At 35.1% G+C, this 16,727-nt stretch carries 15 protein-coding genes; 12 read left to right on the top strand and 3 right to left on the bottom strand.

Going from position 1 to position 16,727, the window contains the following annotated elements; genetic code table 11:
• Positions 1-200: 200 nt before the first annotated feature.
• The 8 genes from ACYVEC_RS02820 to ACYVEC_RS02785 all read left to right on the top strand — a co-directional run bounded on the left by ACYVEC_RS02820 (position 201) and on the right by ACYVEC_RS02785 (position 9,610).
• Positions 201-1,607: an O-antigen ligase family protein gene (locus ACYVEC_RS02820; RefSeq protein ID WP_060633028.1), complete on the top strand. Its 1,407-nt coding sequence runs from the start codon at positions 201-203 to the stop codon at positions 1,605-1,607.
• A 78-nt stretch (positions 1,608-1,685) separates the two neighbouring features.
• Positions 1,686-2,786, top strand: coding sequence for a glycosyltransferase family 4 protein (locus tag ACYVEC_RS02815; protein ID WP_063223954.1), 1,101 nt, complete (start codon positions 1,686-1,688; stop codon positions 2,784-2,786).
• 15 nt (positions 2,787-2,801) lie between these two features.
• Positions 2,802-3,542, top strand: coding sequence for a WecB/TagA/CpsF family glycosyltransferase (locus ACYVEC_RS02810; protein ID WP_063223953.1), 741 nt, complete (start codon positions 2,802-2,804; stop codon positions 3,540-3,542).
• A 288-nt stretch (positions 3,543-3,830) separates the two neighbouring features.
• Positions 3,831-5,030, top strand: coding sequence for an MFS transporter (locus tag ACYVEC_RS02805; protein WP_061680085.1), 1,200 nt, complete (start codon positions 3,831-3,833; stop codon positions 5,028-5,030).
• A gap of 265 nt (positions 5,031-5,295) precedes the next feature.
• The gene (locus ACYVEC_RS02800) at positions 5,296-6,012 is read left to right on the top strand and encodes a LytR/AlgR family response regulator transcription factor (protein WP_098556227.1); all 717 of its coding nucleotides are present in this window, start codon (positions 5,296-5,298) and stop codon (positions 6,010-6,012) included.
• Positions 6,013-6,133: 121 nt separating this feature from the next.
• Complete coding sequence (gene cstA / locus ACYVEC_RS02795; protein ID WP_063223951.1) at positions 6,134-8,209, top strand: carbon starvation protein CstA; 2,076 nt, start codon at positions 6,134-6,136, stop codon at positions 8,207-8,209.
• Complete coding sequence (locus ACYVEC_RS02790; protein ID WP_142332786.1) at positions 8,202-8,405, top strand: YbdD/YjiX family protein; 204 nt, start codon at positions 8,202-8,204, stop codon at positions 8,403-8,405. Before cstA ends, ACYVEC_RS02790 begins: the two co-directional genes overlap by 8 nt.
• Positions 8,406-8,551: 146 nt before the next feature.
• Positions 8,552-9,610, top strand: coding sequence for a GGDEF domain-containing protein (locus tag ACYVEC_RS02785; RefSeq protein ID WP_063223949.1), 1,059 nt, complete (start codon positions 8,552-8,554; stop codon positions 9,608-9,610).
• Between the two features lie 78 nt (positions 9,611-9,688).
• On the opposite strand, the gene pdxK is transcribed toward ACYVEC_RS02785, so the two are convergent.
• Positions 9,689-10,513: a pyridoxine/pyridoxal/pyridoxamine kinase gene (gene pdxK / locus ACYVEC_RS02780; RefSeq protein ID WP_063223948.1), complete on the bottom strand. Its 825-nt coding sequence runs from the start codon at positions 10,511-10,513 to the stop codon at positions 9,689-9,691.
• Between the two features lie 134 nt (positions 10,514-10,647).
• Between pdxK and ACYVEC_RS02775 the strand changes: the two genes are divergently transcribed.
• The 3 genes from ACYVEC_RS02775 to ACYVEC_RS02765 all read left to right on the top strand — a co-directional run bounded on the left by ACYVEC_RS02775 (position 10,648) and on the right by ACYVEC_RS02765 (position 13,684).
• Positions 10,648-12,198 (top strand): GAF domain-containing sensor histidine kinase, encoded by a 1,551-nt coding sequence (locus ACYVEC_RS02775; RefSeq protein WP_460505579.1) that lies wholly within the window; start codon positions 10,648-10,650, stop codon positions 12,196-12,198.
• A 20-nt stretch (positions 12,199-12,218) separates the two neighbouring features.
• On the top strand, positions 12,219-12,866 hold the full coding sequence (locus ACYVEC_RS02770) for a response regulator (protein WP_098556234.1): 648 nt from the start codon (positions 12,219-12,221) through the stop codon (positions 12,864-12,866).
• A gap of 191 nt (positions 12,867-13,057) precedes the next feature.
• Positions 13,058-13,684, top strand: coding sequence for an FMN-dependent NADH-azoreductase (locus ACYVEC_RS02765; RefSeq protein WP_063223945.1), 627 nt, complete (start codon positions 13,058-13,060; stop codon positions 13,682-13,684).
• Positions 13,685-13,746: 62 nt separating this feature from the next.
• On the opposite strand, the gene ACYVEC_RS02760 is transcribed toward ACYVEC_RS02765, so the two are convergent.
• Positions 13,747-14,418 carry a transcriptional regulator YeiL gene (locus ACYVEC_RS02760; protein ID WP_063223944.1) on the bottom strand — a complete coding sequence of 224 codons (672 nt, stop codon included), beginning with the start codon at positions 14,416-14,418 and terminating at the stop codon, positions 13,747-13,749.
• Between the two features lie 106 nt (positions 14,419-14,524).
• Between ACYVEC_RS02760 and ACYVEC_RS02755 the strand changes: the two genes are divergently transcribed.
• Positions 14,525-15,220 carry a YjjG family noncanonical pyrimidine nucleotidase gene (locus ACYVEC_RS02755; RefSeq protein WP_063223943.1) on the top strand — a complete coding sequence of 232 codons (696 nt, stop codon included), beginning with the start codon at positions 14,525-14,527 and terminating at the stop codon, positions 15,218-15,220.
• A gap of 40 nt (positions 15,221-15,260) precedes the next feature.
• Here ACYVEC_RS02755 and ACYVEC_RS02750 read toward each other — a convergent pair whose 3' ends face one another.
• Entirely contained in the window at positions 15,261-16,493 is a 1,233-nt protein-coding gene (locus ACYVEC_RS02750) for a chloride channel protein (protein WP_063223942.1), read from the bottom strand.
• Positions 16,494-16,727: the final 234 nt, after the last annotated feature.

The raw sequence follows: 16,727 nt of genomic DNA, 5'->3' as shown, positions 1-16,727 counted from the left end.
TTTTCGTTACATGTAGAAAAAAAGAAAAAATGAGGAAAGAAAGCGCTTGAAAATACAAATAATCTTTTTTCTGTAAGGTAAGGTTGGGGTAGAAATGTGAGACGTTTAATTAAAAAATATATGTTATAATAAATATTTGAGATGAGAAAAAAATATTAACTGTATAGATTGAAATTAGGTAATAGTTATGGAGGTTCTAGATGTTAAGCGAAAATAGTAAAAGTAATAAATTTGAAAATTTTCTACTAATCTTTATTTTGTTGCAACCGATTTTAGATTTGCTTACAGCGTTCTGTATCATGGTTTTAAAAATTGATACGACCATTGGAGTTATTACACGCTTATTCGTTATGTTCCTAAGCGGGATATATATTTTAATTCAAACGAAGAAACAAGGAAATATAAAATATATATTGTATATAATCTTAGTAGGGATAGTCTTTACAATCGGATTGGTAAATAACAAGCTTACAAAAAACCCTATGGTACTTACAGAAGAAATTAAATTTATAGCAAAAGCTTTATATCCTTTTGTTATGCTTACTTGTTATGTGTTTGTATTCAAGTCTTTAAAAGAAAAAAGCCATTCAAATTCAAAAATGCGTGACTACATTACGTATGCATCACTAATTATAGGGGTAGTAATGGTAGCTTCGATTACTACTGGAACAGATTATAATAGTTATGAATGGGTAAAATTAGGATCACGCGGTTGGTTTTATGCAGGTAACGAGCTAGGATCTATTTTAGCCATCATGTGTCCAATTGTTATTTTGTATTCAATTGAAAAAACAAAAAGTATAGGTAAAGCGTACTATTGGATTCCTTCAATTTTAGTTGTTTATTCACTATTTGCAATTGGAACAAAGGTTGGCGTAGGAGCAATCTTTGGATCAATGGCTATCGCAGTTGTTATGTGCTTTATTCAAGCATTTACACAACGTAAAGATGGAAAGAAACATGCCTATTTATTAAATGGTTTTCTTGCAATGACTGTATTTGTAGGCATATTGGCATATACACCTTTTTCACCATTTATGAAAAATATGGGATTTCATTTCCAATTGATTGAACAAGAACAGAGTGTGAAAAAGGAAGAGAAAAAGAAGGAGGAAGCTAAAGAGCATAAACCTCCTGTGACAGAGAAAGAAAAGGAAAAAGAGAAAGAAAAAGAAAAAGTAGCGGAGAAAAAAGAAGAAACGCAAGCTCTTATTTTTAGTGGGCGTCAATTATTTGAACAGATGTATAAAGATTTCTATAATGAAGCTCCAATGTCTCAAAAATTATTAGGAATGGGTTACGCCGGTAACTATAAAGAACAGCCGAAGTTAATTGAACGTGACTTCCATGATTGGTTCTATTCTTTCGGAATCATAGGGTTCATTTTACTTGTAATTCCATTTTTATACTTTGGTATTAAATTTATTGCATGTATATTTACTAAATTTAAACAAATATTCACTGTGAAATATGCAATGGTGATTGCAGCGATACTTCTCGGATTAGGTATTTCATTCATGGCTGGTCATATTTTAATTGCACCTGGAGTGAGTTTCTACTTAGTAGTAATCATGGCATATTTAATAGTTGACCTGGAAATTGAATGATAGAAAAATAAAAGCTAGCATATGTTAGCTTTTATTTTGTTATAGTAAATAAAAAGAAAAAAATGGGGGATGTAAGAAATGAAAGTGTTGCATATGAATGCTGGTGCAGAAGAAGGTGGGGGAAAAACACATATTATTTCACTTTTATCTCAATTTTCAAAGGAAGAAGTGGAATTAATGGTATTTGAAGAAGGTGCAATTGCTAGAGAGGCGAGAAACCTTGGCATTCAAGTGCATGTTTTTACCCAATCATCTCGGTACGACCTATCAATTCTTTCAAAAATAAAAGCATTTATTAATGAAAATCAATTTGACATTGTGCATACACATGGCGCACGAGCAAATTTCTATCTCTCCCTCTTGAAAAAAGGTATAAAAGCGAAATGGATAATGACTGTCCACAGTGATCCAACTTTGGATTTTATGAAGAGGGGATTAAAAGGATGGGTATTTACGAAGTTAAATTTACGTTCTTTCAGGAAGGTAGATTTGTTCTTTGCAATTACGGAGAACTTTAAGAGAAACATAATAAAACTAGGTGTACCAGAAGAAAAGATTTGTACGGTTTATAATGGAATTGAGTATGATAGTAATCCGGTAAAACCTTATGATAAGAGTGAATTTGGCATCGATGAAGGAGTATTTACAGCTATTCAAGTAGCGCGTCTTCATCCTGTTAAAGGTCATGATATTTTATTTGAAGCATTACAAAAAATTAAAATTCCCAATATAAAGGTACTCTTGCTTGGTGATGGTCCTATAGAAGTAGAATTAAAAGAGATGGTGAAACAAAAGGGTCTAGAGGATAAAGTAATGTTTCTAGGTTTTCGTACAGATTCAAAAGAATTATATGCATCTGCACACATTAATTTGTTAACCTCTTATAGCGAAAGTTTCCCTCTCGTTTTATTAGAAGCGGCTAATCAACGCTTAACGTCTATTGCAACAAATGTAGGCGATATGAGAAAGTTAATAGTTGATGATACGTATGGATGGATTGTACCGATTGGTGATGCGGATTCATTAGCAAACGCATTAGAAAATGCTTACGAAAAATGGTTGAATGGTGAATTAGAAGCGATGGGAAATCGTTTATATAATCACGCATCTACTCATTTCTCGCTAAAGAATTTGTATGAAGATACTTATAATGCATATAAAAAACTTTTACTGAAATAGAGAGGATAGTTAATCATGGAAGTAAAAACGGTTGATATTCTAGGTGTTCCTTTTTCTACAATGACAATGGATGAAACAATCCAATATTTGAAGGGACAACTAGAATTGGAGCGAACGCATACTTTTCAGGTAGTAACAGCGAATCCTGAAATTGTTATGTGTGCAAAAAAGGATGAAACATTCCATAAAACATTATTAAATACAGATTTAATTACACCTGATGGTATTGGAGTTGTAAAAGCAAGTGGTATGCTAGGTACACCTTTAAAGGAACGTGTAGCAGGTTTTGATTTAATGTGTAATTTATTTGCGAAGCTATCAGAAGAGAATAAACCGGTATCTGTTTTCTTACTTGGTGCAAAACCGCATGTTGTACAAGCTGCAGCAGATCATTTAACGAAGACGTATTCAGCTGTATCTATTGTAGGTATACAAGATGGGTATTTTAAACAAGAAGAAGAAGAGAATATCGTTTCTCGTATTCAAGAAGTAAAACCAGATCTATTACTTGTCGCACTTGGTTTCCCAAGACAAGAGAACTTTATCCAAACTAATAAGTATCGTTTAGAAACGAAAATGGCTGTTGGAGTAGGTGGAAGTTTAGACGTATGGGCTGGAGAGGTAAAACGTGCACCAAAATGGATTCAAGCGATCCATTTAGAGTGGTTTTATAGATTGTGTAGTAATCCAACGCGCTGGCGCCGTCAGTTAGTATTAGCGGAATTTTTAAAAGAAATCATGCGTTCGAAAAAGTAGCGGAATATCGCTACTTTTTTATTTGGCTATTTTTGATAAATTGAAGTTTTGTTTATCTAATACTGATTGTTGCCCCTCAATAATCGGGCGTTTCATGACAGTATATTTTCAGTCTAACTTCTTTGCTCCAGCTGAATTTTGAGGTAGGGTTCTTACGGCCCTCAAATAGTGGGATATGTATTTGGCTTTTTGGGAATGATGAAGGAGAATTTTTTACAAAGTATTTTACTTATACAATTCACACATGTAAAATGATGTGTAAAGACAGCTGTGTAAGGAGGACTTCTTGTGGGCAAGGTGAAAGAAATTTCGAAGCGAAAGCTACTTGGTATAGCGGGGCTTGGATGGTTATTTGATGCAATGGATGTTGGAATGCTTTCATTTGTAATGGTAGCGTTGCAAAAAGATTGGGGATTAAGTACGCAAGAAATGGGCTGGATAGGCAGCATTAATTCAATTGGTATGGCAGTCGGGGCGCTCGTTTTTGGAATACTATCAGATAAAATAGGGCGGAAATCAGTCTTTATTATTACATTATTACTATTTTCTATCGGTAGTGGTTTAACTGCTTTAACGACGACACTTGCGATGTTCCTTGTTTTACGATTTTTAATTGGTATGGGGCTTGGTGGAGAACTTCCAGTTGCTTCTACATTAGTATCAGAGAGCGTTGAAGCACATGAACGTGGAAAAATAGTTGTGCTATTAGAAAGTTTTTGGGCAGGTGGATGGCTAATTGCAGCTCTTATCTCGTATTTTGTTATCCCGAAATATGGTTGGGAAGTGGCGATGGTATTGAGTGCGGTTCCGGCACTATATGCTTTATATTTAAGATGGAATTTGCCAGATTCTCCGAGATTCCAAAAGGTTGAAAAAAGACCATCTGTTATCGAAAATATAAAGTCAGTTTGGTCTGGGGAATATCGTAGGGCAACAATTATGTTATGGATTCTATGGTTTTCTGTTGTCTTTTCCTATTATGGAATGTTCCTTTGGTTACCTAGTGTAATGGTATTAAAAGGATTTAGTTTAATAAAAAGTTTCCAATACGTACTTATTATGACGTTAGCTCAATTGCCAGGGTATTTCACTGCTGCTTGGTTTATTGAACGTCTTGGTCGTAAGTTTGTTTTAGTTACGTATTTGATTGGTACAGCGTGCAGTGCTTACTTGTTTGGAGTGGCAGAGTCATTAACGGTACTAATCGTAGCAGGCATGTTACTATCCTTCTTTAATTTAGGTGCTTGGGGTGCATTATATGCTTATACACCTGAACAGTATCCAACGGTTATTCGTGGTACAGGTGCAGGGATGGCAGCAGCATTCGGTCGTATTGGTGGTATTCTTGGGCCTTTATTAGTAGGATACTTAGTTGCTTCACAGGCTTCATTATCACTAATATTTACGATTTTCTGTGGATCAATTTTAATTGGCGTAGTTGCTGTAATTGTACTTGGGCAAGAAACGAAGCAACGAGAATTGGTATAAGGTAAAACTTTAATCAGTGAGTGATCTGATTATTGGCCAGTACCAATTGTGTTTTAGAGCAGTAAAAATAAGGGCTCATGTTTTCGCATTCAGTGATTTTTACTGCCTACAAATAACGGAATAAAAAGGCAGGGGGAACCGTGGTGGTTCCCTTTTTTCTGTTTTTTTAGATAAGTAATGGTATAGTAAGAAAAAGGGAATGTTCCTTATAAAAGCGAATGTATACAACAGGACATACGGACAAAAGAATTAGGTGGTTGAAGAAATGAAAATTTTACTAATCATGGAAGAAGCAGAAGAGCGAAGAAGTTTAGTTGAAAAATTTACTGAAAATATAAGGAATGTAGAATGTTTTGAAGCAAATACAGGAACAGAATCATTATTTATGATGAAGAAGCATACACCAGATTTTGTTTTTTTAAATTCCAAATTACTAGATGGAACAGGTTTTGAATATGCGAGTTTATTACGGGAAGTAAATTGTTATACGAAATTTATTTTTATGGGTGAAGATATAGAAGAGTCCATTACAGCATTTCGTTTTCAAGCAGTTTATTATTTACTACGCCCATTTCGCGAAGAAGATTTGCAATTCCTTTTATATAGAATGGGTAAAGAGCAAGGCGAGAAAGCAAAGAGTTATTTGCGAAAACTACCGATAGAAGGTCAAGAGGGGATTAGGTATGTTTCCCCTGATGATATTGTATATATAAGCAAAAATAAGGAAAACAAAACGGTTTCAATTTATACAACAAATAATCAGTATATTTCAACATATACACTTCAGGAGCTGGAAAATAAGCTAAATGCATATGATTTTTTACGTGTGCATAAAAGTTATTTAATTAATATGTCATATGTACAAGAACTAAAACCTTATTATAATGGCACATATAATCTGTATTTAGATAAATATGATGAGCAACCGATTCCAGTTAGTCGTAATTATGTGAAACGACTTCGAAATAAAATTGAATTGTAGCAGATAATGCGAACTTTTTAACATGATAAACTAAAAATCCTTCATGATAGGGAGGATTCAAGTTAAATATTCAGAAAATTTAGTACAATCCCACTAAGAAATAGTATTGGGGGGATTGTATGTGAGAACATTGAAGTCGATTTTACTTTGGGGAGTTATTGCAGCAGTAGGAGCAGGTGCATTTGGTGTAATAGCTTTATCACAAGGTGAAACTATTAATGCCGTATGGCTCTTAGTAGCTGCGGTATGTGTGTATGCAGTTGCTTATCGCTTTTATAGTAGATTTATAGCGAGAAAGGTATTCGGTTTAGATAATAATCGGCAAACGCCAGCCCATACATTAAATGATGGAAAAGATTATGTTCCGACAAATAAGTGGGTATTATTTGGGCATCATTTTGCAGCAATTGCTGGGGCTGGGCCTTTAGTAGGACCAATTTTGGCGGCACAAATGGGATATTTACCAGGGACAATATGGATTATTGTTGGTGTAGTTGTCGCTGGAGCTGTGCAAGATTTTGTAATTTTATTTGCTTCGATGAGACGTAATGGTAAATCTTTAGGAGAAATGATTAAAGATGAGATTGGTCCTGTTACAGGACTTATTGCAATGATCGGTATTTTAGGCATTATGATTATTTTATTAGCGGTATTAGCATTAGTAGTAGTAAAGGCGCTTGTCGGAAGTCCTTGGGGAATGTTTACAATAGCAGCAACGATTCCTATCGCTATTTTAATGGGAGTGTATATGCGCTACATTAGGCCTGGACGGGTTGGTGAAGGGTCGGCAATCGGAATTATCCTACTTATACTGTCTCTTATTGGAGGGCAGTATGTAGCGGAAAATCCAGCACTTGCAAGCATGTTTACATTTAGCGGCGAAACAATTGCTATTATGCTTATTGTATATGGATTTATCGCATCGGCATTACCAGTTTGGATGCTTTTAGCACCACGTGATTATTTAAGCACATTTTTAAAAGTCGGAACAATTGTAGGATTAGCAATCGGTATTTTAATTGTAGCACCAGAGCTACAAATGCCAGCAGTTTCGAAATTTATTGATGGAACTGGTCCTGTGTTCTCTGGAAACTTATTCCCGTTCTTATTTATTACTATTGCTTGTGGTGCAGTGTCTGGATTCCATGCTCTCGTTTCATCAGGTACGACGCCGAAGATGATTGAGCAAGAGGGACACGCACAGCCAATCGGTTATGGAGCGATGTTAATGGAGTCATTTGTAGCGGCGATGGCGATGATTGCAGCTTGTGTATTAACACCGGGAACTTATTTTGCAATTAATAGTCCCGCAGCACTTATCGGTACAGATGTCTCACAGGCAGCTCAAGTTATTTCCTCATGGGGATTTGCTATTACACCAAATGAACTAAAAGATCTCGCTGTAAATGTTGGAGAGCAAACGATTTTATCACGTACAGGTGGTGCGCCAACGTTAGCGATAGGTATGGCATATATTTTCTCACAAGTAATAGGTGGAACGGCCATGATGGCATTTTGGTATCATTTTGCGATTCTCTTTGAAGCGTTATTCATTTTAACAACGATTGATGCTGGAACGCGTGTAGGCCGATTTATGATTCAAGATATTTTAGGGCATGTATATAAGCCATTTGGGAAAACGGATTCTACATTAGCAAATGTAATAGCTACAACGTTATGTGTATTAGGATGGGGCTATTTCTTATATCAAGGGGTAGTTGATCCGCTTGGTGGAATTAATACATTATGGCCACTTTTCGGTATTGCAAACCAAATGTTAGCAGGTATTGCATTATTACTTGGAACGACAATTTTGTTCAAAATGGGGAAAAAGGCATATGTTTGGGTGACGCTTATTCCAACTGTCGGATTGCTTATTGTAACGATGACGGCGGGTTATCAAAAGCTATTTCATGAAAACCCTAAAATAGGATTTCTATCCCACGCAAAGGTGTTTCAAGGAGCATTAGACGAGGGGAAAGTGTTAGCGCCAGCTAAAAATGTCGCTCAAATGAAGCAAATTATTTTCAATGATTATATTGATGCGGCACTTTGCGGGATTTTTATGATAGTTGTAATCGCTGTATTAATTTCTGCAATTCGAATTTGGATTCAAGTATTAAGAAATAAGCCGATGCCGCTAAAAGAGGCACCATATATTTCTAGAGATGAAAGTGAGTCGAGGAACTATGCTTAAAAGACTATGGAAAGTATGGGGACAAAGGAAACACTTTATTAGTTTACTTGTTGGAGTGCCAAGCTATGAAACATATGTAGAGCATATGAAAAAGCATCATCCAGAAGAAGATGTTGTATGTCAAAAACAGTTTTTTGCAGAAGCACAAGAAGCTAGATTTAATGCAAAGGGTGGAAAGATCTCGCGCTGTTGTTAGTGAAAAGGACGAATTTTCGTCCTTTTTTATTTTTTGCTGTTCCACGTGAAACAGCAAAAAATAAATAAAAATCTTTGGGAATTATAGGAACTTCGTATACAATAAAATAAGGAAAGGGATAGATAGAAAAGTAGGGAGATTATTTTATGTTAAGGGATTTATTTGTAAACACAACAATTATTCTTTCCTTTATTTTTATTGGAGGTCAGCTTTTAAGAGATAAACCGTTAAAAGAAGGGTTCTCTGTTTGGCAGAAATGTGTAGTGGGCATTCTTACTGGAATATTAGGTATATTACTAATGTATTTCGGTGTTCATGTTGGTACTATCCTATTAGATTTACGTTACTTAGCTGTTATTCTAGCCGTCATAATTGGAGGCCCAATAGCGAGTACTATAACTGTTAGTATGATTTTAGTAACTAGGTTATTATTTATGGATTATTCCTTAGCGTCTCAAGTGGCCTTTTATACAATTATTGCAATAGGATTAGGTAGTATCTTTATTTCGCGTCTAAATCTTTCTCTAGGAGAAAAATGGGCATGGTTACATACATATATTTTATCTATTCTAATTCCCTCACTATATATATGGTTGATTAAAGATATTAACATAGTGGGATTATATTTAATTTCTAGTATTATTACAGGCTATATAACATTCATAGGTGCAAATTATGTTTTACAATCCAATGAGTTATTTCAAACGATGAAGCAATATGCAACGATAGACGCGTTAACAGGTTTAGGAAACGTAAGACAGTTTGACTTAGAGATGAATCGTCATATTAGTAATAAGCGCATGGAAAATGATTCACTTTGTTTACTACTTATAGATATTGATCATTTTAAGTATGTAAATGATACGTATGGGCATCCTGCAGGAGATGAAGTATTAAAACAAATAGGGCGTATTTTACGAGAAGTTTCAACGTTTCCAGATTTGGCCTTCCGAAAGGGTGGAGAGGAGTTCGCGCTTCTGATACCGAGGAAGGGATTAACTTACGGAATGCGTATGGGGGAACAAGTTCGCACAGCTGTTGAGAAACATTCATTCCAATTGTTAAATGGAACAAAAATAAAAATTACAGTTTCAGTAGGAATTTCGGTATATGAACAGTCACCAGAGCAATTTATTCAAGCTGCTGATGACGCGTTATATTACTCCAAAAGAAATGGTAGAAATCAGGTCAGTTCTGCATCTTAAAGGTAAGATGACCGGAAGAGCTTATAAAAAACACCCACAGAGAGGGAATATATGAACTCTGTGGGTGTTTTCATTTAGTTAGACAAGTTCTTTTGATGCAACGAATTTACGATATGCACCATGATGTGTTGGGCCTACGTATTCGTTGATCTTGAATGAATAACGAATAGCAGCTGTGATAAATTCTTTAGCAGTTTTTACCGCTTCTTTCACAGATTTTCCTTTTGCAAGCTCTGCTGTAATTGCAGCAGAATATGTGCAACCTGCGCCGTGTGTATTTGTTGTATCAATTTTTTCTGATTCTAAAAGATCAAATGTTTCTCCATCATATAGGACGTCGATTGCAGTTTCCGTACCAAGCTTGCTACCGCCTTTAATTAGGACATATTTCGCACCTAAAGCGTGGATTTTTTTCGCTGCTTCTTTCATGTCTTCAAGAGAATTAATTTTCACACCACTTAATTGATAAGCTTCAAATAAGTTTGGTGTTACAACTAATGCCTTTGGAACAAGAACGTCACGTAAGCAATCATTCGTTTCAGGATGTAATGCTTCATCAGCACCTTTACATACCATAACAGGGTCAACTACTACATTTTTGAAATTATGTTTTTCGATTGTTTCTGCAACCATTTCAATAATTTCTACTGATCCAAGCATACCTGTTTTTAAAGCATCTACTCCAACACCTTCAATTGTCGTTTCTAACTGTGGTTTTAATGTAGAAGCTGGGATTGGGAATACGTTATGTGCCCAACCGTTATGTGGATCCATCGTTACGATTGTCGTAAGAGATGTCATTCCGTATACACCAAGTTCTTGGAATGTTTTTAAATCTGCTTGTATACCAGCACCGCCACTTGTGTCAGAACCAGCGATAGTAAGTGCTTTATTTAATGTCATTATGAAAGCCCCCTCAGGTGATATAATGAAAACTATGTTTTCACCATTATATCAATGTTATGAATAAGTACAAAGTGAAAAGTAGATGATTTATTTGAGGAGCTATTTAAAATCTTGTATGTAGGAGACGAATTATGTTTCAAGAGAATCGTACAAATGAATTAGTTATATTAAAAGAAATTGCAGAAACACTAAATACATCAAATGATATGTACCATGTACTGCAAGCGGTGCTAGAAAAATTGCTCAGTGTAACAGGTCTAACGACGGGCTGGATTTTTCTTGCGGATGAAAATGGGAAATATACGAAGTTAATCGATTACCAGTTACCAGAGGCACTTACATATGAAAATAAACGCCCGATGTGTGAAGGTGAGTGTTGGTGTTTACGTGGCTTTGTGGATGGGAAATTAGAGCGAGCGGTTAATATTATTGAATGTAAAAGAATTAATAATGCAATTGAATATAATTGGGGAGATACAGAAGGAATCCTTCATCATGCTACGGTTCCTTTAAAGGCTGGAGGAGAGAAATTTGGTGTTTTAAATGTAGCTAGTCCAGGTAAAACACATTTTTCGGAAGAAGAATTAGTATTGCTCCAATCAGTTGCTTTCCAAATCGGAACGGCCTTAAAGCGAACAAAATTATATGAAAATGAAAAGCGAAGAGCACATTATTATGTGAAATTGGAGCGGTTTATTCAAGCTTTAAAAACGATTCATAAGTTTAATATATTACCTGAAAATGTGGTAAATCACGTAGGTGAAGTATTTCAGTGGAATCAAGTGTCGTTTTTTATTAGGGAAGAAATAGAGTTATCTTTGCGAGCTTCTTATGGTCAGGAAGAGTTACAAGAGGATGTAAAAGAAGCGGCAAAGAAGGCGTTAGAACAAGGTAAGCTAGCTCTATTAAAACATCTAAATGGAGTTGTTATTGCTACACCAATACATATCCAAAATCATATATTTGGTGTTTTATGTGTTAGTTTAAATAATGGGGAATTTGATGTTAATACAATAGATGTAATTCAAGCATTATCGAATCACGTTTCATTAATAATAGAGAATTTAAGATTAAACGAACAGCGCCGTGAACTCGTACGAATGGAAGAAAGAAACCGATTAGCGAGGGATTTACATGATTCTGTTTCGCAAAAATTATTTTCATTAACCTTTATGACAAAAGGGGCTGAAGCTGTTTTAAAAGGTCAAAATGAAAAGGTTGATCAATCTTTGCATGAGATGCGTGAACTAGCGCAAGGAGCTTTAAAGGAAATGAGAACATTAATTTGGCAGCTTCGTCCGGCAGGTTTAGAAAAAGGCTTATTACCAGCTTTAAAGCAGTACGGTGAAAACTTGGGATTGAAAATTCGTGAACAAGTTACAGGTGTTCGTGATTTGCCGCGTGTAGTAGAGGAAGCGCTATGGAGAATTGGTCAAGAAGCTTTAAATAACGTAAGTAAACATGCGAATGTCAGAGAAGCAACGATTTATTTCAAAGTGACGGAGAAGAATGTATCATTAGAAATAGTCGATCAAGGAAAAGGCTTTGTAGAAAAGGATATAAAAGAGAAGAAATCACTCGGCATGACTACGATGCGCGAAAGAGTAGAATTAATTGGTGGAACAATTAAAATTGTAAGTGATAAGAAAAGAACCAGTATAAAAGTAAACGTACCATTATGATGTGAAAATGAGGGAAGTTTGTGAAAATAAAAGTATTGTTAGTTGATGATCATACAGTCGTTTTAAAAGGATTAGCATTTTTCTTAAGTACGCAAGAAGATTTAGCGTTAGTTGGAGAAGCGAATAATGGGAAAGAAGCATTAGTGAAAGTAGGGGAGACAGATCCTGATGTTGTACTAATGGATTTATATATGCCCGAAATGGATGGTGTTGAGGCAACGGCGTGTATCAAACAAGAATATCCGGATGTGAAAGTAATAGTATTAACTAGCTTTTCTGATCAGGCACATGTTTTACCAGCATTAAGGGCGGGAGCAAGCGGCTATATTTTAAAAGATGTAGAACCAGACCAACTTGTTGAAGCTATTCGAAGCGCCTATAAAGGTAATATTCAATTACATCCAGATATAGCAACCGCTCTTCTCTCTCAAACATTACCTGTGGAAGAAAAGGAAGAAGAACCTTCTATTCAAGTGGATGTGCTAACAGCAAGAGAAAATGAAGTGTTGCAGCTATTAGCAAAAGGGATGAGTAATAAAGAAATCGCTTCGGTTTTAGTTATTACAGAAAAAACGGTAAAAGCTCATGTAAGTAGTATTTTGAGTAAATTACATTTATCTGATCGCACGCAAGCGGCGTTATATGCAGTGAAAAATGGAATTGTATAAGACAAAAGTCGTAAGACCTAGTTCGCCTTTGGAAGGTGGACTTTTTTTATGGAAAAATACGTCTATGTGAGGACGAAATTATCTTGATATAAAGATAAAATATGTTTTGTAAGCAACAAACAACAATTACAAGGGATACCTTTTTTGAAAGCATATAACAACAGAAGAGCTAGTATTAGGAGGAAAACATAATGACAACAGTTTTATTCGTAAAAGCAAACAACCGTCCAGCGGAACAAGCAGTTAGTGTGAAATTATATGAGGCATTTTTAGCAAATTACAAAGAAGCACATCCAAATGATACAGTAGTAGAACTTGATTTATATAAAGAAGAATTACCATACGTAGGCGTAGACATGATTAATGGTACATTCAAAGCAGGTAAAGGATTTGATTTAACAGAAGAAGAAGCAAAAGCAGTAGCAGTTGCTGATAAGTACTTAAATCAATTCCTAGAAGCTGATAAAGTTGTTTTCGGTTTCCCATTATGGAACTTAACGATTCCAGCAGTACTACACACATATATTGATTATTTAAACCGAGCTGGTAAAACGTTTAAATATACGCCAGAAGGTCCAGTTGGTTTAATTGGAGATAAGAAGATTGCATTGTTAAACGCGCGCGGCGGTGTATATTCTGAAGGTCCAGCAGCTGAAGTAGAAATGGCTGTTAAATATGTAGCAAGCATGATGGGCTTCTTCGGTGCAACAAATATGGAAACAGTAGTTATTGAAGGACATAACCAATTCCCAGATAAGGCAGAAGAGATCATTACAGCGGGTCTTGAAGAAGCAGCTAAAGTAGCAAGCAAATTTTAATTGAAAATAGAATCGTCACTCGAAAAAAGTAGCATTAACGTCTATATGTTAATGCTACTTTTTTATATTTTAAGTTCGTCAGCCAATTTTTCCAATTGAACTCGATCTTGTATGTAATAAGTTCTTCCGTCTTTTTTTAAGTAATTATGCTGGCAAAACTGGTTTAATACATATAAAAGGTGACGGTAGCTGACATTTAAGTATTCCGAAGCCTCGGTATGTTTTTCTGTATAACTGTTATTTTGTTCTGTTAATAGAATAAATGCCGCTAATCGATTTTCGAACGGATAACTATTGTTTTTGGCATAACTTTCTGTTCGGGTAATTGTTTTTTCACCGATAAATTTGCATAGTTTTTGTAGAAAGGTAGCATCTTGCAATAAAAGATGCTGACAATCTTTAAGAGGAAGCGCCAAGCACATACATTCTTCAATCACTTCCACCGTTTTCGTAACAGATTCTACACCAATTAACCCTAATTCTCCAATAAACGAAGGTGCTTGAATAAAGTTAATTAAGGAAACCTTCCCGTTTTTGTGACTCATATATATTTTTGCTTTACCGGAAATTAAGTAATAAAGATAAGGGAAATCAACCCCTTCATTACATATCCTTTCTTTCTTTTGAAAGGAATGTAGTTCAGCATATGGTAAGACATCAAAAGAAAAAAGAGCATGGAAGTTGTAAGTTTGTATGTAACGAGAGATTTCTTCGCTATTTTTGCTGACTTTCATATTTTCACCTCATGTTTAGTATGAGATATCTCCTATTATTTTTACAAGGAAGAATGGTACGATTTATGTGAATTTGTTTTTGTAGAAAAGAGAGTGTGAGGGGACTATGAAAAAATATAAAACACTATTATTTGATGTAGATGATACATTGTTAGATTTTCAAAAGGCTGAGAGGATAGCGTTACGTATGCTTTTTGAGGAGAAAGGGATTCCTCTAACTAGCGAGGTTGAAGCACAGTATAAAAAAGTTAATAAAGGTCTTTGGGATGATTTTGAAGAAGGTAAAATAAATCGTGATGAAGTAGTAAATACAAGATTTTCGGTTTTATTTAAAGAATATGGACAAGAAGTGGATGGGATATTATTCGAAAATAATTATCGCAGTTACTTAGAAGAAGGGAATCAACTCATACAAGGCGCGTTTGAATTTATAAATCAAATTCAAAGGGAGTACGATTTATATATAGTGACAAACGGTATTTCTAAGACGCAAGATAAACGTTTACGTAATGCAGGATTACATGCCTTGTTTAAAGATATTTTCGTTTCTGAAGATACGGGATTCCAAAAGCCGATGAAAGAGTATTTTGATTATGTTTTCGAACGAATTCCTAATTTTTCCTTTGAAGAAGGACTCATTATTGGGGATTCGTTAAGTGCTGATATTAAAGGTGGATATGTAGCGGGAATTGATACTTGTTGGTTTAATCCAGAAAAGAAATCAAATAATAGCGAGATTGTGCCAACATATGAAGTACAAAATTTTGAAGAGTTATATGCGTTATTGAAGCAACGTGTGTAATAAAAATAGGCAGTGGAACTTTTGTCCCTACTGCCTATTTTTATTCGTTTGTAGCTTCGTTGTTTTTAGGAAGTGGAAATGCATTACCAATCGCTGCCGCTCCAAGCATCGGTAATAGTAAATTGAGCGGGAAAAACATGAGTAATAGTAGTGTTATAGCAATTGGTTTTCTTAATGCATAGCTTGAAATTGCTGTTGTGACAATGGCTACCGAAGCAATTGGATCTATAGGGATAATGGAAGCTATAGCATATCCGATACTAGATCCAGCGAATATAATTGGGAAAATGTGTCCGCCACGCCAACCTGTATTTAAACAAACGGCAGTAATACATAATTTTAAAACCCCTGAAAGAAGTAGTACCCAGAAGGATAAATGGCTCCATTCAACGACTAAATCTTTTAATTGATGTTCTCCGGAGAATAATGTGTATGGGAGAAAAGTTCCTGCAATCCCTAATAAAATACCACCGATAATTCCAAGGATAAGTTTGTATTCCCTAAAAGGATGAATGAATTTCTCTAATGTGAATTCTAATTTAAAATAAAAGAATCCAACTATAGCACCAATACTAGCAAGTGGTAGAAAGGCAATCCATTCATTAAGAGAAAGGGAACCTTCCCCAAAATCAACGATAAAGGATCCACGATTATCAAATTTACTAAGTAATAAATAAATGGAAAAACCAGCGAAAGTAGTAGCTAAATATACAATCGCTTTTTTTCCTTTAGAAAATTCATTAATTTGCTCACCCTCATTTTCATTTGGAGCTAAATAACCGAATAATGGCGCGTTAAAAATTACACTTAAAGTAGCACCAATTCCAACCTCTGTTAGTTCATTCATTCCTTTTAAGGCGAATGTAAAGCGATCCCCTACCCATGTACAAAGTCCACCGATAATGCCAACAAGTGCTGCTTCGGGACCTAAGCTAGCCCCAAATATTAAAACGATAATCGCAGTTAAAGTAGCTTTATGTACAAAACGGTATTCAATTCTACCTGTTTTTTTATATTCACCCATTACTTCCGGCATAAGACGTGGATATGTGCCGAAGTATTTTTGGGTTAAGCCAACGAGAATACCGCCGATAGTTGTTATACAAATGGTGTAATACGGGGGAGAAGATAAGATAGTAGGTAAGTATCCCCAAATAAAGTGAATGCCGATATTTATTGTAACTAAAAATAACCAGACTGTTGCTCCTACTATAGAGCCTAAAATAATGCCGTATAGGACGAGTATAAAGTGCATGTCCTTTGTGTGTGTCATGTTCTACCTCCGTTATGTAAGTTTTAATGTTGAAAGAATTAAATATACTACTGTGAAATGAAATGAATATGTATAGTATCTTTTTGAGAGGTTGGCTTATTCAATATATTGAGGTCTCGTCAGAATTTGGAATGTACACAGTTAAACTACTTATTTAATTCTATGTATTAATAGGGGATTTTAAAAGGTCTTTTTCAAATGAATATGGAATATATTTCTTTTGTTATGTGTATC

This window comes from Bacillus sp. MN7755, assembly GCF_054771475.1.
This window is presented reverse-complemented; position numbering and strand designations above follow the sequence as displayed.

What these genes read in the sequence shown, in the direction of transcription:
- ACYVEC_RS02750 (WP_063223942.1), bottom strand. Translation starts at nt 16,493, where the DNA reads ATGACACACACAAAGGACATGCACTTTATACTCGTCCTATACGGCATT.
- ACYVEC_RS02800 (WP_098556227.1), top strand. Translation starts at nt 5,296, where the DNA reads ATGAAAATTTTACTAATCATGGAAGAAGCAGAAGAGCGAAGAAGTTTA.
- ACYVEC_RS02760 (WP_063223944.1), bottom strand. Translation starts at nt 14,418, where the DNA reads ATGAAAGTCAGCAAAAATAGCGAAGAAATCTCTCGTTACATACAAACT.
- ACYVEC_RS02775 (WP_460505579.1), top strand. Translation starts at nt 10,648, where the DNA reads ATGTTTCAAGAGAATCGTACAAATGAATTAGTTATATTAAAAGAAATT.
- ACYVEC_RS02815 (WP_063223954.1), top strand. Translation starts at nt 1,686, where the DNA reads ATGAAAGTGTTGCATATGAATGCTGGTGCAGAAGAAGGTGGGGGAAAA.
- ACYVEC_RS02810 (WP_063223953.1), top strand. Translation starts at nt 2,802, where the DNA reads ATGGAAGTAAAAACGGTTGATATTCTAGGTGTTCCTTTTTCTACAATG.
- ACYVEC_RS02785 (WP_063223949.1), top strand. Translation starts at nt 8,552, where the DNA reads ATGTTAAGGGATTTATTTGTAAACACAACAATTATTCTTTCCTTTATT.
- pdxK (WP_063223948.1), bottom strand. Translation starts at nt 10,513, where the DNA reads ATGACATTAAATAAAGCACTTACTATCGCTGGTTCTGACACAAGTGGC.
- ACYVEC_RS02755 (WP_063223943.1), top strand. Translation starts at nt 14,525, where the DNA reads ATGAAAAAATATAAAACACTATTATTTGATGTAGATGATACATTGTTA.
- ACYVEC_RS02765 (WP_063223945.1), top strand. Translation starts at nt 13,058, where the DNA reads ATGACAACAGTTTTATTCGTAAAAGCAAACAACCGTCCAGCGGAACAA.
- ACYVEC_RS02790 (WP_142332786.1), top strand. Translation starts at nt 8,202, where the DNA reads ATGCTTAAAAGACTATGGAAAGTATGGGGACAAAGGAAACACTTTATT.
- ACYVEC_RS02820 (WP_060633028.1), top strand. Translation starts at nt 201, where the DNA reads ATGTTAAGCGAAAATAGTAAAAGTAATAAATTTGAAAATTTTCTACTA.